The following is a 25,504-nucleotide window of genomic DNA, read 5'->3' as shown; positions in this document are numbered from 1 at the left end:
TCGGGCCCGGATCATCCGCTGGTCGCGTGGCGACATCCGACGCCTCGGCGACGCCGGAAACCGATTCTGTCGAAGCGGCACCCCGCAAGCCCGCCGTGGCCGCGCGCGCCGAACGCAAGCCGTCCCGCCAGGCCGGTGCCGGCAACGCGGCCGGCGAGGGCACGATCACGCACGACATCAGTCCGCAGCAGATGGCCGAGAACAGCTACCGCCGCGCGCTGGTGGCCCTGCAGGAAGGCCGCGTCAGCGCCGCATTGGCCGACCTGGACCGCGCCCTGGAAATCGATCCACGCAACGAAGCCGCGCGTCAAACCAACATCAGCCTGCTGCTGGAGAACAAGCGCAACGACGACGCCATTCGCCAGCTGCGGCTGGCGCTGGGCATCGATCCGCGCCAGCCTGGCCTGGCGATGGTGCTGGCGCGCCTGCAATTGGAGAGGGGCGGCCCGGCGCTGGAAACGCTGATGACGACCTTGCCATACGCCGGCAACAGCGCCGAGTACCAGGCCTTCCTGGCCGGCGTGCTGCAACGCCAGCAGCGCCACACCGAAGCGGCGCAATATTACCGCGCGGCGTTGACGCTGGCGCCGCAAAACGGCGTGTGGTGGATGGGTCTGGGCATCTCGCTGCAAGCCGACATGCACCTGCCGGAAGCGCGCGAAGCCTACCGGCGCGCGCGCGCATCGAACGGCCTGTCGCCCGAGCTGCAAGCCTTCATCGACCGCAAGATCGAATCGCTGCCGCACTAGGCCGTCCTACAGGCTGGCCTGCTGGCCCCAGATCTGTTTCATGCTGAAGCGGGTCGACGCCTCATCCTCGCTCAAGGCGGCGGCGATCGCGCCGTCCTGGTCGGCGCTGCTGCGCAGCGGCGGCGGCGACAGCAGCGCGCCAGCCGGATCGCGCAGGCAGTGGATCTGCAAGCCGCCGGCGCCGCCCGGACGGCGGCACACCACGCCGATTTCCCCACTCCGCAAACGCACCAGCGTCCCCGGCGGGAAATCGCCCAGCTCGCGCTGGAAGTACTGCACCAGCGTGGAATCGACCGGCGCCGCCTTGTCCTCGATGAGGTTGCGCAAGGCCTGGTCGGGCAGGAGGGAACGGCGGTAATTGCGGGCCGACACCTGCGCGCAATAGCGGTCCGCCAGGCTGAGCAGCTTGGCGTTCTGCGTCACCTCGGGACTGGCGACACCGGCCGGATAGCCGCTGCCCTCGTCGTTCTCGTGGTGCAGCAGCACGCAGGAAATCCACTCGTCATCATGGATGCCGGCGTCCTTGAGCATGTCCACGCTTTGCTCCGGGTGGCGGCGCACGATGGCCATTTCCTCGCTGGTCAACGGCGTGTGCTTGTCCTGGAAAGCGTTATTGTGGCGCAGCATGCCGACGTTCATCGTCAGGGCGGCGGCCGTCACGGTCAGCGTATCGGCCGGGGTCTTGCCGAGGCTGTGCGCGATCACCACCACCACCACGGCCGTCTCGATGCAATGGCGCACCGCGTAGCTGCCGGCGATCTGGCACAGGAAGATGCAGGCCAGCGCGATGTCGGGATTGAGGTCCACCGCGTGGATCACGTCGCGCGCGATGTCGCGCAGCTCGCTCTCGGCGTTGTGCTCGTTGCGCAGGTTTTGCAGCAGGCGCTCCAGCCTGCGGTTCGACTCGTTGAGCAGATGCAGCACCGATGGCGGCGGCTCCTGCTCCGCGAACTCGCCCGCCACGAGCGGCGTGTCCGCCTGGTTGGTATCGGCCATGATTCTCGTCCCCGAATTAAACTTTGCCCAGTCGCTCCAACGCGAGCGCCAGGGTCTCATCCTTCTTGGCAAAGCAGAACCGCACGATGCCCGATTCCTTGCCCTGCTGGTAAAACGCCGATACCGGTATCGCCGCCACCTTGATCTCGGTGGTCAGCCACTCCGCAAACTGCGCTTCCGTTTGCGTTGAAATTTTGTCGTAGCGCACGCACTGGAAATAGGTGCCGTCGGCCGGCAGCAGTTCGAAGCGCGAGTGTTGCAGGCCCGCGCGGAACAGGTCGCGCTTGCGCTGGTAGAACGCGGGCAGTTCCAGGTAGGGCTTGGGATCGGCCATGTAGCTGGCGATGCCGTGCTGCATGGGCGTGTTGACGCTGAAGACGTTGTACTGGTGGACCTTGCGGAACTCCGCCGACAGCGCGGCCGGCGCGGCGACATAGCCGATCTTCCAGCCGGTCACGTGGTAGGTCTTGCCGAAGCTGGAGACAACGAAGGCGCGCGCCGCCAGCTCGGGATGACGGCAGACGGACTCGTGGCGCTGGCCGTCGTAGACCATGTGTTCGTAGACCTCGTCCGATAGGATCAGCACGTCCGTGCCGCGCACGATGTCGGCCAGCGCCTGCAGGTCAGCCGCGCGCAGCACGCTGCCGGTCGGGTTGTGCGGGGTGTTGATGACGATCAGGCGCGTGTTGCCGTTGACGGCCGCCGCCACGTCGGACCACGGCACCGTGTAGCCTTGCGCGCCGGCCTTCATTTGCACCAGCACCGGCACGCCGCCGGCCAGCGTGATCGCCGGCACGTAGCTGTCGTAGCTCGGTTCGATGACGATCACCTCGTCGCCCGGATGCACGCAGCACAGGATGGCGGTGGTGAGCGCCTGGGTGGCGCCGGCGGTCACGGTGATGTCGGTGTCGACGTCGTACTGGTGGCCGTAGATGGCGGCGATCTTGGCGACGATAGCCTGGCGCAGCACGGGCGCGCCGGTCATCATCGGATACTGGTTGAAATCGGCCTGCATGGCGTCGTTGACGGCTTGCAGCAGGCTGCGCTCGCAGGCGAAATCGGGGAAGCCCTGGCCCAGGTTGACCGCGTTGGCGTGCGCGGCCAGCGTGGACATGCGGGTGAACACGGTGGTGCCGACGGCCGGCAGGCGGCTGGTCAGGACCGGTGTGGAAGGCGTGCTGCTCGGCAGGTTGTTACGGCTATTCATGGCGGCTGTGTAGTGGACAGATAGCCTATTCTAGCTCAGCGCGCCGGGTTTGGTGTGGCGAAAAAATCCTCAGCTTTCGGGGCTCCACGCCTCGGGCACCATCACCTTGAACATGCCGGCCTTGGCCAGGCGGCGGGCCAGTTTCAGCAGCGCCTTGTCCTTGGTGATGAGGATGGCCGCGTTGGCGTCGCGCGCCACTTCGAGGAACTTCTGGTCGTCCTTGTCGGTGCAGACCGGCAGGCGCACGCCGGACTCGGGCGGGGCCACCACAGTGATCAGCTGGTCGAAGCGGGCGGCGGCCAGCGGGCGCGAGTCGTCGTCCAGCGGCAGGTGCTTGTAGTGCAGCACGATGTTGTACTCGTCGCGGCAGTCCGAGCGGGTGATCGCCTCGACCGTGCCGTTTTCCAGCGCGGCCAGCAGGGCGGCCCAGCGCGGGTCCTTGAACACGAACAGGTCGAGGCAGACGTTGGTGTCGATAACGACACGGGTCGGTGTGAGTTTCTCTGGAACAGGTATCATGTGCTTAGTTCGTAAAAATGTTTATCTGGAATCTTATGCTGATAGTGCTTTCGCCTGCAAAAAGTCTCGATCTCGAGACCCCTCCGACCACCAAGTTGCACTCCCAACCTGATTTTCTCGACCACTCGGCCCAACTGATCGACCGCCTGCGCGAATTTTCGCCGGTGCAGATCGGCGAGCTGATGGATCTGTCCGACAACCTCTCGGCGCTCAACGTCGCCCGCTACGCCAGCTGGAGCAGCGACACCGCCGACGGCCGCCAGGCCGTGATGGCCTTCAACGGCGACGTCTACGGCGGCTTGGATGCGCGCACGCTCAAGCCGGGGCAGCTGGACTATGTGCAATCGCGGGTGCGGATTTTGTCCGGCCTGTACGGCATGCTGCGGCCGTTGGACCTGATCCACCCGCACCGGCTGGAGATGGGCACCCGCCTGAGCAACCCGCGCGGCAAGGACCTGTACGCCTTCTGGGGCGAGACCATCACCCGGGCGCTGAACAAGACGGCAGCCGAGCAGGGCGCCGAAACGCTGGTCAACCTGGCGTCCGAGGAATACTTCAAGTCGGTCAAGCCCAAGCTGCTGGACGTGCCGGTGATCACGCCGCAGTTCGAAGACTGGAAGAACGGCAAATACAAGATCATCTCGTTCTACGCCAAGCGCGCGCGCGGCCTGATGGCGCGCTACGCCGCCGTCAAAGGCATCAGCGACCCGCAGAAGCTCAAGAAATTCAACGTCGACGGCTACGCCTACGACAAGCAAGACTCGACCGACAAAACCTGGATTTTCCGCCGCCGCACCGAATAAAATTGGCCGCCTGACATTTGAGACGGCCTCTGCCGTAAGGGCCCGCTACGGCAGAGGCCGTGTCCGAATGTCAGACTTGACCCCAAAATTGCCGTAAAAAAACCGGGACCTGGGTCCCGGTTTTCGCTGGGGCTGGCTTAGTTCCAGAGTTTCCACCAGTGACGTTCGGCTTTCTTGCCTTCGTCGAGGAACTTGCTCGATGGGTAGTTCAGCTTGAACACGCGCATGGTGTCATCGCGCAGTTCGGTCATGCCCAGCTTGTCGTAGCTGCGGATCATGATGAACAGCGCTTCCTCGATCGCCGGCGAGTCGCGGTAGTCGTTCATGATGCCCATCGCGCGATTGGCCGCTGCCAGGTAGGCGCCACGGCGGTAGTAGTAGCGCGCCACGTGCACTTCATACGACGCCATCGCGTTGATCAGGTAACGCATGCGGTCCAGCGAATCCGGCGTATACTTGCTGTTCGGGAACTTGTCGACCAGCTGCTTGAAGGCCGCGTAGGCTTCGCGCGTGGCTTTCGGGTCGCGCTCGGTGGCGTCCTGCTCGTAGATGAAGTTCAGGAAACCGATCTGGTCGTTGAAGTTGATCAGGCCGCGCAGGTAGTACATGTAGTCGACGTTGGCGTGGTTCGGGTGCAGCTTGATGAAGCGCTCCACGGCCGCCAGCGCCTGGGCCTGGTCCTGCGATTTGTAGTAGGCGTAGGCGATCTGCATCTGCGCCTGCTGGGCGTAGGTGCCGAACGGATAGCTCGATTCCAGCTTCTCGTACAACTGAATTGCGCGTTCGTAGTGCTGTCCTTCCAGCTCTTCGCTCGCCTCCGAGTATAATTTCGTAGCGCTCCAACCTTTAGTCTCGTCGATTTTCTCCGAGAACAAACCGCAAGCGGACAAACTAAGCAGAACCAACGTTGCTGCGACTACTTTCAATTTTTTTTGCATATGTTTTGCAAGAAGCTGTTTAACCAAAGTTTTACAATAGGCTGATTATAGCCGATGGGAATGCTGTGATATTAACTCCAAAGCCGAATTTGGCCGATTCTTCCTCCGATCACGATGCCGACGCCGACCTGCTGGTCGAGCAGGACGGTGATTTTGGCGAGGACGACGGCCTGGCTCCGATCCATCTGGAACTGACCCCCGAAGTCTGCGGCCAACGCCTGGACAAGGTGATCTCCCACCTGGTCCCGCAATTTTCACGCGGCCGCCTGCAAATGTGGATCACCGACGGCTTCGTCACCGTCGACGGCAAGCCGGCCAAGTCCACCAAGGACACCGTCTACGGCGACGAGAAGATCGTCATTCTGCCCCAACCGGCGCCGGAAGACGAGGCTTTTAAACCGGAACCGATGGAACTTAACATCGTTTACGAAGACGAGCACTTGATGGTCATCAACAAACCGGCCGGCCTGGTGGTCCATCCGGGCGCCGGCAACTGGTCCGGCACGCTGTTGAACGGCCTGCTGCACCACTGCCCGCAGCTGTCGGGCGTGCCGCGCGCCGGCATCGTCCACCGCCTGGACAAGGACACCAGCGGCCTGATGGTGGTCGGCAAGACGCTGCCGGCCCAGACCGACCTGGTGCGCCAGCTGGCCGCGCGCACCGTCAAGCGCGAGTATTTCGCCGTGGTGTGGGGCATGCCGCGCATCAGCGGCACCATCGATTCCTCGATGGGCCGCCATCCCAAGGACCGCATCAAGATGGCGGTCTCGACCGGCATGGGCTCCAAGCCGGCCATCACCCACTACCAGGTGCTGGGCGGCGGCAAGCTGGGCGAGGGCCGTCCGGTCACGCTGGTTCAGTGCCGCCTGGAAACCGGCCGCACCCACCAGATCCGCGTGCACATGATGTCGATCGGCTTCCCGCTGGTCGGCGACACCACCTACGGCAAGCAGCACCTGGCGGATTACTTCCCGCGCCAGGCGCTGCAAGCGCGCCGCCTGGGCCTGGTCCATCCGGCCACCGGCGAGCAATGCGAGTGGACCGTGCCGCTGGCCGACGACTTCGCCGAGCTGCTGGCCCGGGCCGGCATCGAAGTGCCGGAAGGCATCTGATGTCCGGCCTGCCGCAATGGTTGATCCCCCACTGGCCCGGCCTGCCGGCGAACGTGGGCGCGCTGTCGACCACGCGGCGTGGCGGCGTCAGTCCCGCGCCGTATGACGACGGCATGGGGCAGGGCGGCCTGAACCTGGGCACCCACGTCGGCGACCAGCCGCACAATGTCGCGCAAAACCGCGAGATCGTGCGCGCCATGCTGCCGGGCGCCCCCGCCTGGTTGTCGCAGGTGCACGGCACGACGGTGGTGGATGTGGCCAGGATCGGCCCGCAAGAGGTGCCGGAGGCGGACGCGAGCCTCTCCGCCATGCCGGGCAAGGTGTGCGTGGTGATGACGGCCGACTGCCTGCCGGTGCTGTTCTGCGATGTCGAGGGCAAGGTCGTCGCGGCGGCGCACGCGGGCTGGCGTGGACTGGCCGGCGGCGTGCTGGAAAACACGATCGACGCGATGCGTGCGGCCGGCGCCGGTGAGCTGATGGCCTGGATGGGACCGGCGATCGGCCCCTATCAGTTCGAGGTCGGCCCGGAGGTGCGCCAGACCTTCCTGAGCGACGCGCTGGACGATTCCGGTGTGCGCCATGTGGAGGCGGCGTTCACGCCCGTGGAAGGCAAGCCGGGCAAGCATCTGGCCGATATCTACGGGCTGGCGCGCTACCGCCTGCACCGGGCAGGCGTGAAGCAGGTGCATGGCGGCGAGTTCTGCACCGTGTCCAATTCCGGCCGTTTTTACTCCTTCCGGCGCGACGGCGTCACCGGCCGGCAGGCGGCGCTGATTTGGATCAAATGAATCGAGGCGGCGCGGGCTTACTCTTCGCGTCCGGCCTGGCGGGCTTCGTGCGCCGCCAGCTCGGCGGCGCGGCGGCGGGCTTTCCGCTTGCCGCTGCCGGCGATGTAAATCAATGTGCTCAGCGGCAGCACGCAATAGAACAAAAACGTTACAATTCCCGCAACGACGGTGGGCTCGGTCAGGGCCATCAGTCCGACCACGTAAATCCAAGCAATAGCAACAATCAGCATCAGCAGCCCAAGTAAAGATATTTAACTATTTTTAGGGAATCAAACATGAATTTGCCAGATCCTCAAGCCATTGCCAACGCCTGGATGTCGCAGATGAGCGACCCCGGTCAGTGGCAATCCTGGTTCAACGTGGCGCCCACGACGGACGCCAATCCGTTGGCCGCCATGATGCAGGATGTGGGCGCCTCGGTGAAGCCGGAGGCCATGGAGCAGCTGAAAAACCAGTATCTGCAAGATTTTGGCGTGTTGTGGCAGGAATTTTTGGCCGGTAAAACGCCGGAAGTGGCCGACCGCCGCTTCACCTCGTCCGCCTGGCAGGGCAATCCCATGTCGTCGTTCAATGCGGCATCATACCTGCTCAACGCCAAATTCCTGAATGCCATGGTCGATACCGTGGACGCTTCGACCCAGCAGAAGCAGAAAATCCGCTTTGCGGTGCAACAGATTATCGATGCCATGTCGCCGGCCAACTTCCTGGCCACCAATCCCGAGGCGCAGCAAAAGCTGATCGAGACCAAGGGCGAGAGCCTGACCAAAGGCCTGGCCAACATGCTGGCCGACATGAACAAGGGCCATATCTCGCTGTCGGACGAGTCGGCGTTCGAGGTCGGCCGCAACCTGGCCACGACCGAGGGCACGGTGGTGTACGAGAACCCGCTGTTCCAGCTGATCCAGTACAAGCCGGTCACGCCGACGGTGCACCAGCGCCCGCTGCTGATGGTCCCGCCTTGCATCAACAAGTTCTACATCCTTGACCTGCAACCGGAAAACTCGCTGGTGCGCTACGCGGTGGAGCAGGGCAACAGCGTGTTCCTGATCTCGTGGAGCAATCCCGACCAGTCGCTGGCCGGCACCACCTGGGACGACTACGTCGACCAGGGCGTGATCGAAGCGATCCACGTGGTGCAGGACATCAGCGGCCAGGACCAGATGAACATGCTGGGCTTCTGCGTCGGCGGCACGCTGGTGTCGACCGCGCTGGCGGTGCTGGCGGCGCGCGGCGAGAAGCCGGCCTCCAGCCTGACCTTGCTGACCACCTTCCTCGACTTCAGCGATACCGGCGTGCTCGACGTGTTCGTCGACGAAGCCCAGGTGTCCATGCGTGAGCAGCAACTGAAGGCCGGCGGCCTGATGCCGGGCCGCGACCTGGCCAGCACCTTCTCCAGCCTGCGTCCGAACGACCTGGTGTGGAACTACGTGCAGTCCAACTATTTGAAGGGCAACGAGCCGCCGCCGTTCGACCTGCTGTACTGGAACTCGGACAGCACCAACCTGCCGGGCCCGATGTTCTGCTGGTACCTGCGCAACACCTACCTGGAAAACAAGCTCAAGACCGGCAAGCTGACGGTGGCGGGGCAGAAGGTCGACCTGGGCAGCATCGATGCGCCGGCCTTCATCTACGGTTCGCGCGAGGATCATATCGTGCCGTGGATGTCGGCCTTCGGTTCGATGAACATCCTCAACCCGGGCAAGGTCAAGGCCAACCGCTTCGTGCTGGGCGCGTCCGGCCACATCGCCGGCGTGATCAACTCGCCGGTGAAGAACAAGCGCAGCTACTGGACCAACGACAAGCCGCTGGGCCGCGCCGCCGCCAAGCCGCAGGACGGCGAGGCTTGGATGGCCGGCGCCACCGAGAACCCCGGCAGCTGGTGGCCGGAATGGGCCAAGTTCCTGGCCGAGCACGGCGGCAAGGATGTCAAGCCGAAAGCCAAGCCGGGCAATGCCCGCTACAAAGCCATCGAACCGGCGCCCGGCCGCTACGTGAAGGTGCGCGCCGATTGATGTCGGCGGGGGAAAAGCACGGTATTGTCGATCTGTAAAATTGGTTGCGTTGCAATAAAACCTAAAAGTTATATCAGATTGTGCAAGATCTGCTTTTTCCCCTCTATAATAGGAATAGTAGGCTAGTGGGAAAGCGGACCGAAGTTCGCTTTTTTTTCGAATTGTTAGAGTACGCGCTGCGGCGCAATAAGTGGACTTGTGATGAGTAGTGCGAAAAAAAATGCTGACCGTCTGATCAAAAAATACCCGAACCGCCGTCTGTACGATACGCAGACCAGTTCCTACATCACGCTGACGGACGTCAAGCAGCTGGTGCTGGACAACGAAGAATTCACCGTGGTCGACGCCAAGACCAACGAAGACCTGAGCCGCAGCATCCTGCTGCAGATCATCCTGGAAGAAGAGGCCAGCGGCGCGCCGATGTTCTCCAGCGACGTGCTGGCGCAGATCATCCGCTTCTACGGCCACGCCATGCAGGGCATGATGGGCTCGTACCTGGAAAAGAACGTGCAGGCCTTCACCGACATCCAGCGCAAGTTCACCGGCAGCGCGGTCGGCGGCCTGGAAGGCAAGCCCTTCAGCCCTGAAATGTGGACCCAGTTCATGAACGTCCAGGGCCCGATGATGCAGGGCATGATGAACAACTACATCGACCAGAGCAAGAGCCTGTTCGTGCAGATGCAGGAACAGATGCAAAACCAGAGCAAGAACATCTTCGGCACCTTCCCGTTCGTGCCCGGCGTACCGCCGACCGACAAGAAGTAATCCTTCACCGTTCGCGGTCATCAAAACGGCACAGCCACCTCGGTCGCTGTGCCGTTTTTGTAGCCAAGTTACAAAAACTCCAGAATTTCTTTGACACTTGAATTTCTTCGGTAGTACTATCGACAACTGATGTGGAAACGCTTCCACTTGACGATCAGATGAAGGAGTTGTTGTGGCAGGCTATGCATCCGTTGCACTGGAAGAGACGTTTTCCCCGCCGGCCGGTTCGGTCCTCTGGAACAAGGAGTTTCTGATGGGCGCCGCCACGGCGGCCTATCAAATCGAAGGCGCCGTCGCCGAAGACGGCCGCATCCCCTCGATCTGGGACACCTTCTCGGCCACGCCGGGCAAGACGCTGGCAGGCGACACCGGCGCCGTCGCCTGCGACCACTATCACCGCTGGGAAGAGGATGTCGAACTGCTGGCCAGCCTGAACGTCGGCGCCTACCGCCTGTCGATCGCCTGGCCGCGCGTGATGACGGAGGACGGCGCGCCCAACCACGCGGGCATCGCCTTCTACCGCAAGCTGCTGACGGCCCTGCGCGCCAAGGGCTTGAAGACCTTCGTCACGCTGTACCACTGGGATTTGCCGCAGCATCTGGAGGACCAGGGCGGCTGGACCAACCGCGACACCGCCTACCGCTTCGCCGAATACGCCGACATGATCAGCAAGGAGCTGGCTGGCCTGGTCGATGCGTGGGCCACGCTGAACGAGCCGTGGTGCTCGGCCATGCACGGCTACGGCACCGGCCATCACGCGCCGGGCAAGTGCGACGTGGCGCTGGCCACGCGCGCCATGCATCACCTGCTGCTGGGCCACGGCCTGGCGGCGGCACGCCTGCGCGCCAACGATCCGGCCGCGCAGGTGGGCATCGTCACCAACGTCGGCCGCGGCACCAGCAACGGCGCGACCGACGCAGACCAGCACGCGGCCTGGCTGTTCGAACTCCAGCACAACAACTGGATACTCGATCCACTGCTGAAGAAGTCCTATCCGTCCGCGCTGTGGGAGTTGTGGCCCGGCGCCGAACCGCCGGTGCACGCGGGCGACATGGAGGTCATCGGCGGCAAGCTCGATTTCCTCGGCATCAATTACTACTTCCGCACCAACGTCGTCAGCGACGGCAAGCATGGATATGTCGAAGTCGAGCTGGAAGGCGTGGAGCGCACGCAGATGGGATGGGAAGTCTATCCCGAGGGCCTGCGCCATTTGCTGGTCGGCTTCCATCGCGACTATCCGAACCTGCCGCCGATTTACATCACCGAAAACGGCACCGCGTCCGACGACCAGGTGGTCGACGGCGAGGTCGATGACAGAAGCCGGATCTCGTTCCTGAACCGGCACCTGGCTGCGGTGGATCAAGCGGTGAAGGAGGGCGTCGATGTGCGCGGCTATTTCATCTGGTCGCTGATGGACAATTTCGAATGGGCTTTCGGCTACGAGCGCCGCTTCGGTATCATCCACGTGGACTACGCGACCCAGAAGCGCACGCTGAAACGCAGCGCCAAACTGGTGACGCAATTCCTGGCTGAGCGGAACAGCAAATAATTGAACTTCCGGCAGCCATCCGAATAAAATGGGCGCTCGACGCCCACTGGAGACAGAATGATTAAGGCTACAAAACTGGCGAGCGCCGTCGCGCTCACGCTGGCGGCATGCGGCGCGGCCAGCGCGCAGGCGCCCGCACCGCTGAAGGCGACCGTGATCCACTGGTGGACCTCGGGCGGCGAATCCCAGGCCGTCAAGCAGTTCGCGGACGCCTACAACAAGGCCGGTGGACTCTGGATCGACAACGCCATCGCCGGCGCCGACCAGTCGCGCGCCACCACCATCAACCGCATCGTCGGCGGCAATGCGCCGACGGCGGCGCAGTTCAACACCTCCAAGCAGTTCCGCGATTTCGTCGAGCAGGGTTTGCTCAACAACGTGGACGACGTGGCCGCCGCCGGAAAATGGGACCAGATCATGCCGCCGTCGATACTGGCCGCGATCAAGATCAACGGCCACTTCTACGCCGCGCCGGTGGACATCCACATGCCGGCCTGGTTCTTCTACTCCAAGGCCGCGTATAAAAAAGCCGGCATCACCAACGAGCCGCAGACCTGGGACGAGTTCCTGGCGCAGCTGGCCAAGCTGAAGGCTGCGGGCCTGGTGCCGCTGGCTTTCGGCGGCCAGGTATGGCAGGAGAAGATCACCTTCGACGCCATCTTCGCGATGGTGGGCGGCGCCGACCTGTATCTGAAGGTGTACCGCGACCGCGACCAGAAAGCCGTGATGTCGCCGGCCTTCAAGCAGGTGCTGGTCGATTTCAAGAAGCTGAAGGCCTTTGTGGATGCCGGCTCGCCGGGCCGCAATTGGAACGACGCGACGGCCATGGTCGTCAGCGGCAAGGCCGGCGTGCAGATCATGGGCGACTGGGCCAAGGGCGAGTTCTCGTCGGCCAAGCAGGTGGCGGGCAAGGACTTCGGCTGCTTCCCCGGCTTCGGCCCCAAGGCGCCGTACATCGTCGCCGGCGACGCCTTCGTGTTCCCGAAAACCACCGACGCCAACGCCGTCAAGGCGCAGAAGCTGTTGGCGACGGTGGTCACTTCGCCGGCCGCGCAGGTGGCCTTCAACTCGCGCAAGGGCGCGATCCCGATCCGGGGCGATGTCGATGAATCCACGCTGGACATCTGCGCGAAGCAGGGCCTGGCTATCATCAAGGACAAGAGCCGCCAGCTGCCAAACTCCGAAATGCTGGCGACGCCCGACACCACCGGCGCGCTGCAGGACGTGCTGACCAGCTACTGGAACAAGAACCAATCGCCGGAAGACGCGCAGAAGGCCTTCGCCCGCGCGCTGAAGGATCAATAAGCCATGGCCAAGAAGCGTCAAAGCGTATCCTTCGCCGCCTACGTCGCCATGATCCCGATGGCGTTGACGGTGCTGCTGGCCTATCTGGGCACGATGCTGTGGACGGCCCGCGTGTCGGTCAGCAGCTCGCGCACCTTCCCGGCCAGCGATTTTGTCGGCGCATCGCAGTACATCCGCCTGTTCAACAACGAGCGCTGGCTGCTGTCGCTGCAAAACGTGGCCGTGTATGGCGTGCTGTTCATCGCCGCGTGTTTGATCATCGGCTTCCTACTGGCCGTCTTCATCGACCAGAAGGTGATGGCCGAAGGCGCGCTGCGCACCATCTTCCTGTATCCGTATGCGATGTCGTTCGTGGCGACGGGCTTGATCTGGCAGTGGATACTCAATCCCGAGCTGGGCATCCAGGAAGTGCTGCACAAGCTGGGCTTCGCCGGCGCCACCTTCGACTGGATCGTCGACCAGGACATGGCGATCTACACCATCGTCATCGCCACCGTGTGGCAGGCCTCGGGGCTGGTGATGGCGCTGATGCTGTCCGGCCTGCGCGGCGTGGACGAGGAATTGTGGAAGGCCGCCCGCATCGACGGCATCCCGCGCTGGCGCGTCTACGTCAGCATCGTGCTGCCGATGCTCGGCCCTTCGGTGTCGACCGCCTTCGTGCTGCTGTTCGTGATGGTGGTGAAGGTGTTCGACGCCGTCGTCGCGATGACGCAGGGCGGCCCCGGCACGGCCAGCGAGGTGCCGGCCAAGTTCATCATGGACTACCTGTTCGGCCGCGCCAATATCGGCCTCGCGTCCGCCGCCTCGATCGTGCTGCTGGCCACCGTGCTGGCCATCGTCGCGCCGCTGTACTATGTGCGCAACCGCCGCGCAGCCAGGGGGGCGTGATGGGACAGGCCGTTAAAATCGAAAAGGTAGTAATGGACAAGGCAACAGGCATGGCGCCGGGCGGCGCCGCCAACGACAGCACCATCGCCGCGCAGCCGGCCATCAGGCCGCGCCGCAAGCTGGCATGGACGCCGGCGCGCATCGGCGTGTATGGCTTCCTGATCGTGGCGGCGCTGTTCTTCCTGCTGCCGCTGTACGTGATGCTGGTGACGTCGGTCAAGCCGATGGAAGAGATCCGCCTCGGCACGCTGTTCGCGTTGCCGGTGCACGCGACGCTGGAGCCATGGCTGCAAGCGTGGCAATCCGCCTGCACCGGCCTGGAATGCGACGGCATACGCGGCGGCTTCTGGAACTCGGTGGCCATCGTGGTGCCGAGCACCGTGCTGTCGATCGCCATCGGCGCCGTGAACGGCTATGCGCTGTCGTTCTGGCGCCCACGCGGCGCGGGGCTGCTGTTCGCCATCCTGATGATGGGCGCCTTCATTCCGGTGCAGGTGATGGTGTATCCGCTGGTGCGCGTGCTGGCCGCAGTGAACCTCTTCAGTTCCTTGCCCGGCATTGTGCTGATCCACACCATCTTCGGCATGCCGGTGATGACGCTCCTGTTCCGCAACTACTACGCGGCGCTGCCGATGGAGCTGTTCAAGGCCGCCCGCATCGACGGCGGCGGATTCTGGCGCATCTTCCTGCAGCTGATGCTGCCGATGTCGACGCCGGTGATCGTGGTCGCGGTCATCATGCAGGTCACCGGCATCTGGAACGACTTCCTGCTTGGCCTGGTGTTCGCCGGCTCCGAGCATCTGCCGATGACGGTCCAGCTGAACAACATCATCAACACCACCACCGGCGAGCGCCTGTACAACGTCAACATGGCCGCGACCATCCTGACGTCGCTGGTGCCGCTGGCTCTCTATTTCATTTCCGGCCGCTGGTTCGTGCGCGGCATCGCCTCCGGCGCTGTGAAGGGTTAAACATGTCTAACGTAGCTATTCGTAATTTGCAGATTCAGCTGGGCGGCAACAAGGTGATCGAGTCGCTGAACCTGGACGTGAAAGCCGGCGAGTTCGTGGTGCTGCTCGGCCCATCGGGCTGCGGCAAGTCCACGCTGCTGCACTCCATCGCGGGCCTGATCGACACCACCTCCGGCCAGATCGAAATCGGCGGCAAGGACATGACCTGGGCCGACCCCAAGGACCGCGGCATCGCGCTGGTGTTCCAGTCGTACGCGCTGTATCCGACCATGAACGTGGAGGCCAACATGTCCTTCGGCCTGCGCATCAACGGCACGCCGAAGGCGGAAATCGCCCGCCGCGTCACCCGCGCGTCGGACATGCTGCAACTGGGGCCGCTGTTGAAGCGCAAACCGGCCAACCTGTCCGGCGGCCAGCGCCAGCGCGTGGCGATCGGCCGCGCCATCGTGCGCGAGGCGGATGTGATGCTGTTCGACGAGCCGCTCTCCAACCTGGATGCCAAGCTGCGCACCGAGCTGCGGCGCGAACTGAAACAGCTGCACAAGCAGCTCGGCGCCACTATGATCTACGTGACCCACGACCAGGTGGAGGCGATGACGCTGGCGCAGCGCATGGCCGTGATGAAGGGCGGCGTGGTGCAGCAGTTCGACACGCCGGCCAACATCTACAACGAGCCGGCCAACCTGTTCGTCGCCACCTTCCTCGGTTCGCCGGGCATGAACCTGTTCAAGGGCCGGCTGGAGCAAGAGGGCGCGCGCACGATGTTCCGCAACGAGCACCTGTCGCTCGATGTGACGGACTACCCGTTCAAGCAGCCGCCGGCCGGCAAGCATGAATGCGTGCTGGGCGTGCGGCCCGAGGACATCGACATCGGCAATTGCGATGGCGCCGACAGCGCGGTATGCGCGTCGGTGTCGCTGGTCGAGGCCATGGGCGCGCATCGCGTGTTGTGGCTGGACTTCCACGGCACCCAGGTCGCGGGCATCGTGCAGGACCAGCAGCAGATCGAGACCGAGCAGGAACTCAGCTTCTCGATCCGCACCCAGCGCGTGTCGCTGTTCGACGGGGCCAGCGAACAGCGGCTTTGACGGCGGCGCAGGACGAACTCACTCGGTGTCATCCTTTTCGAACTCTTTTGGCCAGGCCATATTCGTCACTCCCATTCCGAGCTGAATGAAACCGCTCAATATGAAGATCGCCGCCGCAAGATGCAGGATTGCCCGCGATCCGCGGATGACGTAGCCGTAGTCGTTCGTGCCGATTTTGAGCGGATAGCGTCGGGGAAGGGTGATTACGTGGAAGAGGTTATTCGCGGAAGGAACATCCTCCGATAGGTAGATCCCGTTTTGGGTGGGGCCAAGAAATACCTGGTCAACGACGAAGACGTTTTTGCCGGTGGCATGTCGCGGGTGTCGCGCAAAGTGTGCGTTCCAGACGGCCTCCACTACCGTGGTCTCGAAGGTCAATCGCGGCACGTTCAGGTTTTCCTTGTTAATCGCCGCGATCAGGCGCGCCAGCATGTCGTACTGACCGCGATGTACCCTCGGCGCCAGGGCGTGTCCCAGCTGCCTGTCGGTGGCTGAATGGCCCACGCGCATGTTGGCTACGGACCTTTCCAACACCGCGATCAGCCGCTCGGCCAGTATTTCCTGATCGGCCATCGGCAAGTTAAGGAACTGCGCCATTCCCAACCGGAATGTCTTGCCAATCGCATTGGACCATTGCCCCCAAATCCAGAAGATGCGCGGGGTAACCCAGACGTCCTGCCAACTTGTCAGATACAGTGTTCCGATCTGGTCAAGCAGGGTCTCTATCGAGGTGACTTTGGTGAGGTAGTCGTTTACAGCCTTGCCGATGTCGGAACGAGAAACATGGTGGGCCCGATGGGTGCCTGCGATCTGATGATTGCCGTGGCGCGCATATGCTTGTTCGGCTGTCGATGTGGTGTCTCTGACTCCCCAAAACCGCGTCGACCAGTAAGTCGACGCATCCAGTACCTGGTGAGCGTACCAGCGCCACAACCTGTCTTTCTTTTTCTGGGCGATCTGTGCCTGGGGCGTGACCCTGACCATGGCACGCATGGATGGCGTGACCGCAGTGCTGATTTTTCCAAGTATCCATCTGCTGGCCATCACGTCGTCCTTTTAGAAAATACTCCAATAGGTTGAGACGTTTATTTTATTGCATGTTTCTTTTGCAAATGTAGCGAATTGTCACGCGGCGATGCGGCTGGGGGCGCCCACGGAGCCGCGCATCGTCACGGTGACCGGAAAGTCGCGGACGATTTCGTGCCGGGTGCCGTAGCACAGGTTGAGCAGCCAGCGCACGGCGTTCTGCGTCAGCTGTTCCATCGGGATGTGGACCGAGGTCAGTCCCGGCGATGTGTATTCGGCCGAGTAGTCGTCGTCATAGCCGATGACGGAGACCTGGCCCGGCACGTCGACGCCGGCGCGGTGGAAGCAGGACAGGGCGCCGACCGCCATCTCGTCGTTGGCGCAGAACAGGCCCGTGAACTTGGTGCCTTCGGTGATCAACTGCTGCGTGGCGCCGAAGCCTCCCTCGCGCGAGAAGTCCGATTCGATCAGGCGCACCGTTGAACGCTCGATGCCGTTGCGCCGCAGCTCGGCGAAGAAGCCGTCCAGCCGCTCGGTGTTGTCCGACGTGGCTGCCGGGCCGGAGATCACCGCCAGTTCGCGGTGGCCCGCTTGCAGCAAGGTGCGCGCCGCCAGTTCGCCGCCGTGAAAATGATCGGGGCAGAACGAGGCCTCCGGCACCTGCGTGCTGCGGCGGTTGAGGAAAGCTATTTTCGGATTCATCTTCTGCAGCGCGATCAGGTCCTCGTCGTGCAGGTCGTGGCCCAGCACCACAATGCCGTCGCAATCGCGGCCGATCAGGAACTTGACCGCTTCCAGTGCCTCGTCGCGCGGCGTGCCGTCGCCGCAGCCGGTGGCCACGACCACGTGGCGGCGCATGGCGCGCAGTTCGAAGTCGGTCTGTTTGAGGATGGTGCCGTAGTAGGCGCCGAAGAACGACGGCGTGAAGATCCCGATCATGCCCAGCGACTTGGCCGACAGCGAGCGGCCGATGGAGGAGGGGCGGAAGTTGAGCTGTTCAATCGCGGCCTGGACTTTTTTCATCGCCTCGGCCGATACCGGCCCGGCGCCTGAAATGGCGCGCGATGCCGTCGACATGCCTACACCGGCGAGCACTGCGACGTCTTTCAGCGTTGCCACGAATTCTCCTGAACTGGGTGATGGATGCAGCGCCGATGCGGGCCACTGGGTTAGCCTCTATCCTAGCATGATCTCCCTATGGCGAATGGGGTATAATGCTCGATTGCTCGTAATTTTCATGGCGTATAAAGCAACCTATCATGCAATCGCAACCACTCTCCCGTCTCCCCAAGCCCGCAGCCGGCGCCCCCGCGCCTAAAGTCGGCTTCGTATCGCTCGGCTGCCCCAAGGCGTTGGTCGACTCCGAACAGATCCTGACCCAACTGCGTGCCGAAGGCTACGAGACGGCCAAGTCCTATGACGGCGCCGATCTGGTCATCGTCAACACCTGCGGCTTCATCGACGCCGCCGTGCAGGAATCGCTGGACGCCATCGGCGAAGCGCTGGCCGAAAACGGCAAGGTGATCGTGACCGGTTGCCTGGGCGCGAAAAAAGACGCCGCCGGCGACGACATCATCATGAAGGTGCACCCGAAGGTGCTGGCCGTGACCGGCCCGCACGCGCTGGCCGAGGTGATGGACTCGGTCCACCTGCACCTGCCCAAGCCGCACGAGCCTTTCCTCGACCTGATCCCGGCGCAGGGCATCAAGCTCACGCCGAAGCACTACGCCTACCTGAAGATCTCCGAAGGCTGCAACCACCGCTGCTCGTTCTGCATCATCCCGTCGATGCGCGGCGATCTGGTGTCGCGCCCGATCGGCGAGCTGCTGTTGGAAGCGGAGAACCTGTTCAAGTCCGGCGTCAAGGAACTGCTGGTGATTTCGCAGGACACCTCGGCCTATGGCGTGGACGTCAAGTTCCGCACCGGCTTCTGGAACGGCCGTCCGGTCAAGACCCACATGACGCAGCTGATGGAAGCGCTGGGCGAGCTGGCCAAGTCGTACGGCGCGTGGGTGCGTATGCACTACGTCTATCCGTATCCGCACGTCGACCAGGTCATTCCGATGATGGGCGAGCACGTGCTGCCTTACCTGGACATCCCGATGCAGCACGCGCATCCCGATGTACTGAAGCGCATGAAGCGTCCGGCCAGCGGCGAGAAAAACCTGGACCGCATCCAGGCCTGGCGCGCGATGAATCCGGACCTGACCATCCGTTCGACCTTCATCGCCGGCTTCCCTGGCGAGACCGAGGCCGAATTCGAATACCTGCTGGACTTCCTGAAGGAAGCGCAGATCGACCGCCTGGGTTGCTTCGTCTACTCCCCGGTGGAAGGCGCGACCGCCAACGAACTGGCCAATCCGGTGCCGGAAGAAGTGCGCGAAGAGCGCCGCGGCCGCGTGATGCTGCTGCAGGAAGAGATTTCGAAAGCGCGCCTGAAGGCCAAGGTCGGCAAGACCGTGCGCGTGCTGATCGATGAAGTCAACCGCAGCGGCGGCGTGGGCCGCTCCAGCGCCGACGCGCCGGAAATCGACGGCGTGGTGTACGTCAAGCCGCCGTACGAGCCGCACAAGAAGCTGGCCGTCGGCCAGTTCGTCGACGTGAAGATCACCACGTCCGACGCCCACGACCTGTGGGGCGAGGCGCAGTAAGCGCCTGGCTAGCGCGCGGAGGTGATGAATACAGCTTTGCTGGATAACATCTCCGGCGCGAAGCAGCCGTCGCGGTAGCTGCCGTCCAGGCGCTTGCGTTGCAGCTTCTCGATCACGTCGTGGAAGAATTCAAGCGTGTAGCCCGGCCTGCCGCCGGCGGCGGGCGTATGCCGTATCAATTTGCCGACGATGGGGTGGAAGGCATCGACGCAGGCGGCTATCGATCCGATGTGTTCGGTGCGGCCGGAGTCTCCGGACGCGACGGTTGTCGGCGGATCCGGGACGATGGCGAACAGCTGCTGGCCGGCGCGGCACCACCCCACATGCGGCGGGAAACCCATGGCGTCAACGCCGCTGCTGCCGAAATCCTCGTCGACGCCGAGCTGAAAATCCAGCGGGACGTTTTCATGCACCCATTTCAGGTCTCTATACCATTGCGCGCGTTCGGCTGCTGTCAACGGCAGCTGCGGCAGCCGCCCGCCGTGATCGTGGAAGGCGTTAAACCGCAGCACTGAAATGCCCAGCCGGGCAAAGTAGGCTGTGTAACGCAGCAGATGCTCCCGGCTGTGGTTGTGCTTGCCGACCGTGACTCCGATATTGATATCAAGCGGTGCCAGCAGATGCGCCGGGATGCGCTCCGCGCGGCAGGCGGCGCCGTCCTGTAGCGCGTCGTTGAACGCATGGATGCGTGCGATGACGCGCTCGCAGTCGCGGCCGGCGAACACACCCTTGATCGGATAGTCTTCCGGCGGCAGCAACTCCAGATCGTGGTCCAGGACGCCGTGAAACGTGATGGTGACGTTGCCGAAGCCGTTCTCGATGCCGGTCCACAAATACTCCTGCCACTGGTCATCGAGCAGCGGCGCGCCGCTGGTCCACATGTCGCCGCGTTGCATGGTCTTGGTGGCCCTGCGACTGGCTTCCTGGTGGAAGTCCCGGTTGTGCGAGTCGCCGAACAGGCGCAGGAATGTGCCGTCCCTGCCAAAGCTGTCGGAGATCATGGGAAAGACGCGGTAGCCCTGCGCCGCCAGGCCGTCCATGATGTCGCGGCCTTCGGCCAGGTCGATGGAGCGGTTGGCGGCCGCCGGCTGATTGATATAAAAACAGTGCGCGCACGCCTGGCGGCAGGTCTTGCGGCCCACCGTGGTGTCGAGTTGCAGATAGAGGCTGATGTCCTGCGGCCGCAGCTTGCGGAAAGGAACATCGAGCGGGATGTTGCCATGGTCGTCGTAGGCGATCGGCTGATTGCGGCAGGGCGCGTTGGGCATGGCTCTTCCTTTCACCAGTCTTCTTGCTGGAAAACGGCGACGGCCAGCACGCAGCAAGGCCGGCTGGCCGTGGCCGCGATGGTCGCCTTGCCCTGCCTGGCCGGCGCGGCGCCCCGGCGCTCGCACAAGTCGGCGATCGACAGTTCGATGTCGTGCTCGACCGCCCGCAACGCGCTGGCGGCATCGGCTGCTTCCCCGTGGTGCTCGACGAATACGCCGCCGCCATGGTCGAAGATGGCCCAGCCGATGCCCGCCGCCAGGCCGGTTTCCCGATGCCCGCCGGAGGACGCGGCCGCCTGCACCACGTAGAGGCGGTTGCCCCACACCTGGCGCACGTCCGGCTCTTGCTGTAGCGCCGGCTCCCATCCCGGCGGGATCACGCTGGAGAGCGCTATCACGTTGAAATTGCCGATGCCCGTTCTCCAGAGCGCGTCGTCGTACGCGGACAGTTCGGTCTGCCCGTGGCCGATGCCGGTGATGACGGGGATGATCCGCCGCGCGCCGCTGCCGTTCATGCGCCACCCGGTATGCCGGGAAACTCGCTTTGCAGCAATTCGGTGCGTCGCTTGAGGCTGGCCTTGACGAAGGAGGTGGAGCCGCAACCCAGCGGATCACCGGTATAGCGTTCGGCCATCACGGCACAGCGCGACGTGCAGTAGTAGGGATCGCGCGACAGCTCGCAGTTCGGACATTCCTTGAATTTGTCGTAGGTGAACTGGCGGATGTCCTTGAACGAATCGCGCCACAGCGTCTGGAACGATTGCTCGCGCAGGCTGCCGGCGCGGAACTTCTCGTTCGACGCGCAGATCGAGCAGGGGTAGAGCCCGCCGTCGCTCATCAGGTAGGCCATCGCCACGCCGCAGAATTCGCGGCCGGTCGCCTTCGCGATGTTGTGGCACTCGTCAAGGAACTTGGCCACGCACAGCCCGACGGTGTCGTTCATCGTCTGGTCGTGGTGCTTGTCGGCGATGTACAGGCGGGCGGATTCTTCAACGATGTTCGATTGCGGCTGGTACTGCGGGAAGAACTTGCCGCGCCCGATGGGGCTCATGGGTGTCGAGCCGAAGAAGCACTGGTGCTCGCGCGCAAAGTCCAGCAGCGCCTCCAGCTCGTGCACATTGCCCGCCGTCTGGGTCGACATGATGGCGGTCGGGATGCCATTCCTGCGCAGCAGCAGTATGCGTTCGCGCACCTCGTCCCAGGTGGAGCGCACCCGCAATTCCTTGTGGTTCGCCGTGCCGTCGACGCTGACGCTCACCACGCATTCCTTGCGCGGCAGGCGGTCGATGAGCTCCTGTGTGATGTAGCCGCCGTTGGTTGCGATCGAAATGACGAAACCCAGCTGGTGGGCGTGATTGACGATGGCCAGGAAATCCGGATGCATCATCGGTTCGCCCCCGACCAGCACCAGGGCGAACACGCCCGCCGCCTTCATCTGTTCGAGGGCGTCGAAGATCTCCGGTGTCGACAACTCGTGGTCCCTGGGCTTGCCGGCCTCGATATAGCAGTGCCGGCAGCTCAGGTTGCAGGCGCGGGTAATCTCGAACCAGACGATGAGGGGCGCGCTCAGGTGGAACTCGTCCCTGACCGGTATGGACGGCAGGCGATATGGCTCCAGCGCCTCCCGCGTCGCGCCCTGCAGCAGGGCTTCCGCGACCGCATGGCGGTACAGTCCGATTTCGCCCGTGCCGAAAGCCAGGATGAATCCGAAGTCTTCTTGACGGATGCGGACGTCCGGGACCATGCGCGCCTCGCTGCCGGTCAGATGGCGTTGCCGACCAACACGGCAACAGGGGCGACGGCCTTGGCCGAGACATCGCCTTCGAATAGCAGGTCGATATCCATCTTGATGCGGCCGTGGCTGGCGATGAAGTGGGTGAGCTCCTTGCGCTGTTCCTCGGTGAGGCTCAGCTTTAACTCGTGATCTTGATACGGGGTGGGTTTCGACATGATGGTCTCCTTGAAAAGGTGGTGTGGACACGAATTCGATTGCGGGCATGAGCACTAACTTAACGGTGCGCGCGGGCTGGCGTTTGAGGCGTATCAAAAGTGCCTGGCCTGTCCCTAATGAACTATAGTCGCTGGCTGCTGTCACAAATACGTGCTTTGTAACGCCTGAATCCGGGTCCCGGGCCGGTCGCGCAAAGCGTTTATAATCGGGCCATGACTATCAAAAAATCCCCCCAGACCACGCTCGTACACACCGACTACCAGGCCCCGGAAGGCTTCGCCGCTTTCCCCGGCGCCATCCACCATGCCTCGACGGTGCTGTTCAAGAACGTGGCGGCCATGCGGTCGGGCGACTGGAAAGAGAAGAACGCCTATACCTACGGCCTGCATGGCACGCCGACCACTTTCACGTTGGAAGCCCGCCTGGCCGAGATCGAGGACGGCAAATACTGCCTACTGGCGCCGAGCGGACTGGCGGCCATCGCCATGGTCGACTTCGCGCTGCTCAAGTCCGGCGACGATGTGCTGTTGCCCGAGAATGTCTACAACCCCAACCAGGAGCTGGGGCGCTGGTTGTCGGCCGATTTCGGCATCACCGCGCGCTACTACGATCCGCTGATCGGCGAAGGCATCGCCGCGCTGATCCAGCCGAACACAAAGCTGATCTGGGCCGAGGCGCCGGGGTCGGTGTCGATGGAGGTGCCGGACCTGCCGGCCATCTGCAAGGCGGCGCATGAACGGGGCGTGGTGGTCGCGCTGGATAACACGTGGTCGGCCGGCCTGGCGTTGCGCGGCTTCGAGCTGGGCGTCGATATCATCATGCAGGCGCTGACCAAGTACCAGTCCGGCGGCTCGGATGTGCTGATGGGCGCCGTCATCACGCGCGACCCGGCGCTGCACGAGCGGCTCAGCCTCGCGCACATGCGGCTGGGCATGGGCGTCGGCGCCGACGACGCCTACCTGGTCGCGCGCGGCCTGCCGACCATGCGCCTGCGCTTCGACGCGCACGACGCGGCGGCGCGCAAGCTGGCGGCCTGGCTGCAGGCGCGCCCGGAGATCACGCGGGTGCTGCATCCGGCCTTCACCGACTGCCCCGGCCACGAAACGTGGAAGCGCGACTTCACCGGTGCCGGCGGCTTGTTCTCCGTGCTGTTCGATGAGCGCTACACCGAGGAGCAGACCGACCGCTTTGTCGATGCCCTCAAGCTGTTCAAGATAGGCTACAGCTGGGGTGGCGCCAACAGCCTGGTGATGCCTTACCGTATCCGGAACATGCGCAAGAACTGGCAGGACAAGGGTGTGCTGGTGCGCTTCAACGTCGGCCTGGAGGACGTCAACGATTTGATCGCGGACATCGAGCGCGCACTGGGAGCGCTGCAATGAGCCGCTTCTGGAGTGACGTGGTCCACGGCCTGACGCCGTACACGCCGGGCGAGCAGGTGCAGATGCCCGGCCTCGTCAAACTGAACACCAACGAGAACCCGTACGGCCCGTCGCCCAAGGCGGTGGCGGCCATGCAGGCGGCGGTCGGCGACCAGTTGCGCAAGTATTCCGATCCGGCCAACGCGGTGGTGAAGGATGCCGTGGCGCGCCGTTTCGGCTTGACGCGCGAGCAGGTCTTCGTCGGCAACAGCTCGGACGAGGTGCTGGCGCACACCTTCCACGCCTTGCTCAAGCACGAGCTGCCGCTGCTTTGCCCCGACATCAGCTACAGCTTCTACCCGACCTATTGCAGCTTGTACGGCATCAAGGCGGTGCAGGTGCCGCTGAACGAGCGTTACGAGATCGATGTCGAGGACTACAGGCAGCCGTGCGGCGCCATCATCATCGCCAATCCCAACGCGCCGACCGGCATCGCCTTGCCGCTGGAGCGGATCGAGGCGCTGCTGGCCGCGCATCCGGATCAGGTGGTGGCGATCGACGAGGCCTACGTCGACTTCGGCGGCCAAAGCGCCATCGCGCTGCTGGGCCGCTACGACAATCTGCTGGTGATCCAGACGCTGTCCAAATCGCGTTCGCTGGCCGGGCTGCGGGTGGGTTTTGCGGTCGGCCATCCCGACCTGATCGCGGGCCTGGAGCGTGTGAAGAACAGCTTTAACTGCTATCCGCTGGGGCAGGTCGCGCAGGCCGGCGCGGTGGCCGCGCTGGACGACGTAGCCTACATGGAGCAGACCTCGCACGCCATCATCGCCACGCGCGCATGGTTGACCGTGCAGATGCAGGCGTTGGGCTTCGAGGTGCTGCCATCGGCGGCCAATTTCATCTTCGCGCGCCATCCGCAACGCGACGGAGCGCAGTTGGCGGCAGGGCTGCGTGAACGCGCGATCCTTGTGCGCCACTTCAAGCAGGCGCGCATCGACCAGTTCCTGCGCATCTCCATCGGCACGGACGAGGAGTGCACCAAGCTGGTCGAAGCGCTGAAGGCTATTGTGTAAGAATCAGTCGGCGGCGGGCTCGTTGCGGTTGAGCCGCTGCACGCCGCTGATCAGGCGATAGGCCTTCCACAGCCACGCGCCCAGCCAGACCAGATAGGCCAGCGGGATGCCGATGATGGTGGCGAACAGCAGCGCGCCCACGACCACGAAGACCACGTACCACCAGAACGAACGGATCATCCAGCTGTGGTGGCTGTAGACGAAGGTGCCGGCGGTGTCGGGCCGCTGTATGTAGTTGATCGCCAGCGGAATGACGGAAAACAGGCCGAGCGAAAACAGGAAGCTGACCGCATGGACGACATACAGCCACCAGGCGGTGGTTTTTGCCGAGTCTAGACGGCCGTCGAGAACCAGTTCTTGCGACATGATCACTCCTTCGGTTGAGTAACGGTTTACAGTATAGCCGCACTAAGGATCACGCGGTTTGCGTTGCGGGCGCGGGACCAGGCCAGCCGGCGACTGGCCTGCCAGGTCATCGTCGACG

26 protein-coding genes are annotated in these 25,504 nt (G+C 63.6%); 14 read left to right on the top strand and 12 right to left on the bottom strand.

Annotation, left to right across the window (positions count from 1 at the left end; all coding sequences use genetic code 11):
* Window positions 1-26: 26 nt before the first annotated feature.
* Window positions 27-749 carry a tetratricopeptide repeat protein gene (locus HUX88_RS28775; protein ID WP_176363977.1) on the top strand — a complete coding sequence of 241 codons (723 nt, stop codon included), beginning with the start codon at window positions 27-29 and terminating at the stop codon, window positions 747-749.
* Window positions 750-755: 6 nt separating this feature from the next.
* Here HUX88_RS28775 and HUX88_RS28770 read toward each other — a convergent pair whose 3' ends face one another.
* The 3 genes from HUX88_RS28770 to HUX88_RS28760 form a co-directional block, all read right to left on the bottom strand.
* A complete protein-coding gene (locus HUX88_RS28770) occupies window positions 756-1,745 on the bottom strand; it encodes an HD-GYP domain-containing protein (protein WP_176363976.1) in 990 nt (329 codons plus the stop codon).
* Between the two features lie 16 nt (window positions 1,746-1,761).
* On the bottom strand, window positions 1,762-2,952 hold the full coding sequence (locus HUX88_RS28765) for a pyridoxal phosphate-dependent aminotransferase (RefSeq protein ID WP_176363975.1): 1,191 nt from the start codon (window positions 2,950-2,952) through the stop codon (window positions 1,762-1,764).
* 69 nt (window positions 2,953-3,021) lie between these two features.
* On the bottom strand, window positions 3,022-3,471 hold the full coding sequence (locus tag HUX88_RS28760) for a putative toxin-antitoxin system toxin component, PIN family (RefSeq protein WP_176363974.1): 450 nt from the start codon (window positions 3,469-3,471) through the stop codon (window positions 3,022-3,024).
* A gap of 35 nt (window positions 3,472-3,506) precedes the next feature.
* Here HUX88_RS28760 and yaaA point away from each other — a divergent pair, with 35 nt between their 5' ends.
* Complete coding sequence (gene yaaA / locus HUX88_RS28755) at window positions 3,507-4,274, top strand: peroxide stress protein YaaA (RefSeq protein ID WP_176363973.1); 768 nt, start codon at window positions 3,507-3,509, stop codon at window positions 4,272-4,274.
* Between the two features lie 137 nt (window positions 4,275-4,411).
* Here yaaA and HUX88_RS28750 read toward each other — a convergent pair whose 3' ends face one another.
* The gene (locus HUX88_RS28750; protein ID WP_008447853.1) at window positions 4,412-5,212 is read right to left on the bottom strand and encodes an outer membrane protein assembly factor BamD; all 801 of its coding nucleotides are present in this window, start codon (window positions 5,210-5,212) and stop codon (window positions 4,412-4,414) included.
* 89 nt (window positions 5,213-5,301) lie between these two features.
* On the opposite strand from HUX88_RS28750, the gene HUX88_RS28745 reads away from it, so the two are divergent.
* Together HUX88_RS28745 and pgeF are read left to right on the top strand one after the other, a co-directional pair.
* Window positions 5,302-6,324 (top strand): RluA family pseudouridine synthase, encoded by a 1,023-nt coding sequence (locus HUX88_RS28745; RefSeq protein WP_175001237.1) that lies wholly within the window; start codon window positions 5,302-5,304, stop codon window positions 6,322-6,324.
* Window positions 6,324-7,112, top strand: a complete 789-nt coding sequence (gene pgeF / locus HUX88_RS28740) for a peptidoglycan editing factor PgeF (protein WP_176363972.1) — start codon at window positions 6,324-6,326, stop codon at window positions 7,110-7,112. Before HUX88_RS28745 ends, pgeF begins: the two co-directional genes overlap by 1 nt.
* 17 nt (window positions 7,113-7,129) lie before the next feature.
* Here the strand turns inward: pgeF and HUX88_RS28735 are convergent, their stop codons facing one another.
* Window positions 7,130-7,342, bottom strand: a complete 213-nt coding sequence (locus tag HUX88_RS28735; protein ID WP_117010264.1) for a hypothetical protein — start codon at window positions 7,340-7,342, stop codon at window positions 7,130-7,132.
* Window positions 7,343-7,387: 45 nt separating this feature from the next.
* Between HUX88_RS28735 and phaC the strand changes: the two genes are divergently transcribed.
* From phaC to HUX88_RS28700, 7 genes are all read left to right on the top strand, one after another.
* On the top strand, window positions 7,388-9,124 hold the full coding sequence (gene phaC, locus HUX88_RS28730) for a class I poly(R)-hydroxyalkanoic acid synthase (protein ID WP_117010265.1): 1,737 nt from the start codon (window positions 7,388-7,390) through the stop codon (window positions 9,122-9,124).
* 201 nt (window positions 9,125-9,325) lie between these two features.
* Window positions 9,326-9,889: a polyhydroxyalkanoate synthesis repressor PhaR gene (phaR, locus tag HUX88_RS28725; RefSeq protein WP_117010266.1), complete on the top strand. Its 564-nt coding sequence runs from the start codon at window positions 9,326-9,328 to the stop codon at window positions 9,887-9,889.
* Between the two features lie 172 nt (window positions 9,890-10,061).
* The gene (locus HUX88_RS28720; RefSeq protein WP_176363971.1) at window positions 10,062-11,438 is read left to right on the top strand and encodes a GH1 family beta-glucosidase; all 1,377 of its coding nucleotides are present in this window, start codon (window positions 10,062-10,064) and stop codon (window positions 11,436-11,438) included.
* Window positions 11,439-11,495: 57 nt separating this feature from the next.
* Complete coding sequence (locus tag HUX88_RS28715) at window positions 11,496-12,743, top strand: ABC transporter substrate-binding protein (RefSeq protein WP_176363970.1); 1,248 nt, start codon at window positions 11,496-11,498, stop codon at window positions 12,741-12,743.
* A gap of 3 nt (window positions 12,744-12,746) precedes the next feature.
* On the top strand, window positions 12,747-13,631 hold the full coding sequence (locus HUX88_RS28710; protein WP_117010269.1) for a carbohydrate ABC transporter permease: 885 nt from the start codon (window positions 12,747-12,749) through the stop codon (window positions 13,629-13,631).
* Window positions 13,632-13,681: 50 nt separating this feature from the next.
* On the top strand, window positions 13,682-14,602 hold the full coding sequence (locus HUX88_RS28705) for a carbohydrate ABC transporter permease (RefSeq protein WP_117010270.1): 921 nt from the start codon (window positions 13,682-13,684) through the stop codon (window positions 14,600-14,602).
* A 2-nt stretch (window positions 14,603-14,604) separates the two neighbouring features.
* Window positions 14,605-15,690, top strand: coding sequence for an ABC transporter ATP-binding protein (locus HUX88_RS28700; protein WP_176363969.1), 1,086 nt, complete (start codon window positions 14,605-14,607; stop codon window positions 15,688-15,690).
* An 18-nt stretch (window positions 15,691-15,708) separates the two neighbouring features.
* Here HUX88_RS28700 and HUX88_RS28695 read toward each other — a convergent pair whose 3' ends face one another.
* Window positions 15,709-16,734 carry a hypothetical protein gene (locus HUX88_RS28695; RefSeq protein WP_147330396.1) on the bottom strand — a complete coding sequence of 342 codons (1,026 nt, stop codon included), beginning with the start codon at window positions 16,732-16,734 and terminating at the stop codon, window positions 15,709-15,711.
* 81 nt (window positions 16,735-16,815) lie between these two features.
* Window positions 16,816-17,835 carry a LacI family DNA-binding transcriptional regulator gene (locus tag HUX88_RS28690; protein ID WP_176363968.1) on the bottom strand — a complete coding sequence of 340 codons (1,020 nt, stop codon included), beginning with the start codon at window positions 17,833-17,835 and terminating at the stop codon, window positions 16,816-16,818.
* Window positions 17,836-17,975: 140 nt separating this feature from the next.
* Between HUX88_RS28690 and rimO the strand changes: the two genes are divergently transcribed.
* The gene (rimO, locus tag HUX88_RS28685) at window positions 17,976-19,367 is read left to right on the top strand and encodes a 30S ribosomal protein S12 methylthiotransferase RimO (RefSeq protein ID WP_176363967.1); all 1,392 of its coding nucleotides are present in this window, start codon (window positions 17,976-17,978) and stop codon (window positions 19,365-19,367) included.
* Window positions 19,368-19,375: 8 nt separating this feature from the next.
* Here the strand turns inward: rimO and HUX88_RS28680 are convergent, their stop codons facing one another.
* From HUX88_RS28680 to HUX88_RS28665, 4 genes are read right to left on the bottom strand one after another with little or no spacing between them, the layout of a single operon-like run.
* Window positions 19,376-20,635, bottom strand: coding sequence for a radical SAM protein (locus tag HUX88_RS28680; RefSeq protein ID WP_176363966.1), 1,260 nt, complete (start codon window positions 20,633-20,635; stop codon window positions 19,376-19,378).
* Window positions 20,636-20,646: 11 nt separating this feature from the next.
* On the bottom strand, window positions 20,647-21,150 hold the full coding sequence (locus tag HUX88_RS28675; RefSeq protein ID WP_117010276.1) for a pyruvoyl-dependent arginine decarboxylase: 504 nt from the start codon (window positions 21,148-21,150) through the stop codon (window positions 20,647-20,649).
* Window positions 21,147-22,379, bottom strand: coding sequence for a radical SAM/SPASM domain-containing protein (locus HUX88_RS28670; RefSeq protein ID WP_176363965.1), 1,233 nt, complete (start codon window positions 22,377-22,379; stop codon window positions 21,147-21,149). Before HUX88_RS28670 ends, HUX88_RS28675 begins: the two co-directional genes overlap by 4 nt.
* A gap of 17 nt (window positions 22,380-22,396) precedes the next feature.
* Window positions 22,397-22,585: a hypothetical protein gene (locus HUX88_RS28665; RefSeq protein ID WP_158568783.1), complete on the bottom strand. Its 189-nt coding sequence runs from the start codon at window positions 22,583-22,585 to the stop codon at window positions 22,397-22,399.
* A 213-nt stretch (window positions 22,586-22,798) separates the two neighbouring features.
* Here HUX88_RS28665 and HUX88_RS28660 point away from each other — a divergent pair, with 213 nt between their 5' ends.
* Window positions 22,799-23,968 carry a cystathionine beta-lyase gene (locus HUX88_RS28660; protein WP_176363964.1) on the top strand — a complete coding sequence of 390 codons (1,170 nt, stop codon included), beginning with the start codon at window positions 22,799-22,801 and terminating at the stop codon, window positions 23,966-23,968.
* Window positions 23,965-25,020, top strand: coding sequence for a histidinol-phosphate transaminase (gene hisC / locus HUX88_RS28655; protein ID WP_176363963.1), 1,056 nt, complete (start codon window positions 23,965-23,967; stop codon window positions 25,018-25,020). Before HUX88_RS28660 ends, hisC begins: the two co-directional genes overlap by 4 nt.
* Window positions 25,021-25,023: 3 nt before the next feature.
* On the opposite strand, the gene HUX88_RS28650 is transcribed toward hisC, so the two are convergent.
* On the bottom strand, window positions 25,024-25,386 hold the full coding sequence (locus tag HUX88_RS28650; protein ID WP_176363962.1) for a hypothetical protein: 363 nt from the start codon (window positions 25,384-25,386) through the stop codon (window positions 25,024-25,026).
* Between the last annotated feature and the right edge of the window lie 118 nt (window positions 25,387-25,504).

The organism is Duganella sp. BJB1802, from assembly GCF_013369445.1.
In the GTDB taxonomy this organism is placed as follows: Bacteria; Pseudomonadota; Gammaproteobacteria; order Burkholderiales; family Burkholderiaceae_D; genus Rugamonas; species Rugamonas vulcania_A.
The sequence above is the reverse complement of the archived record's forward strand: the minus strand, read 5'-3'. Positions and strand labels throughout refer to the sequence as shown.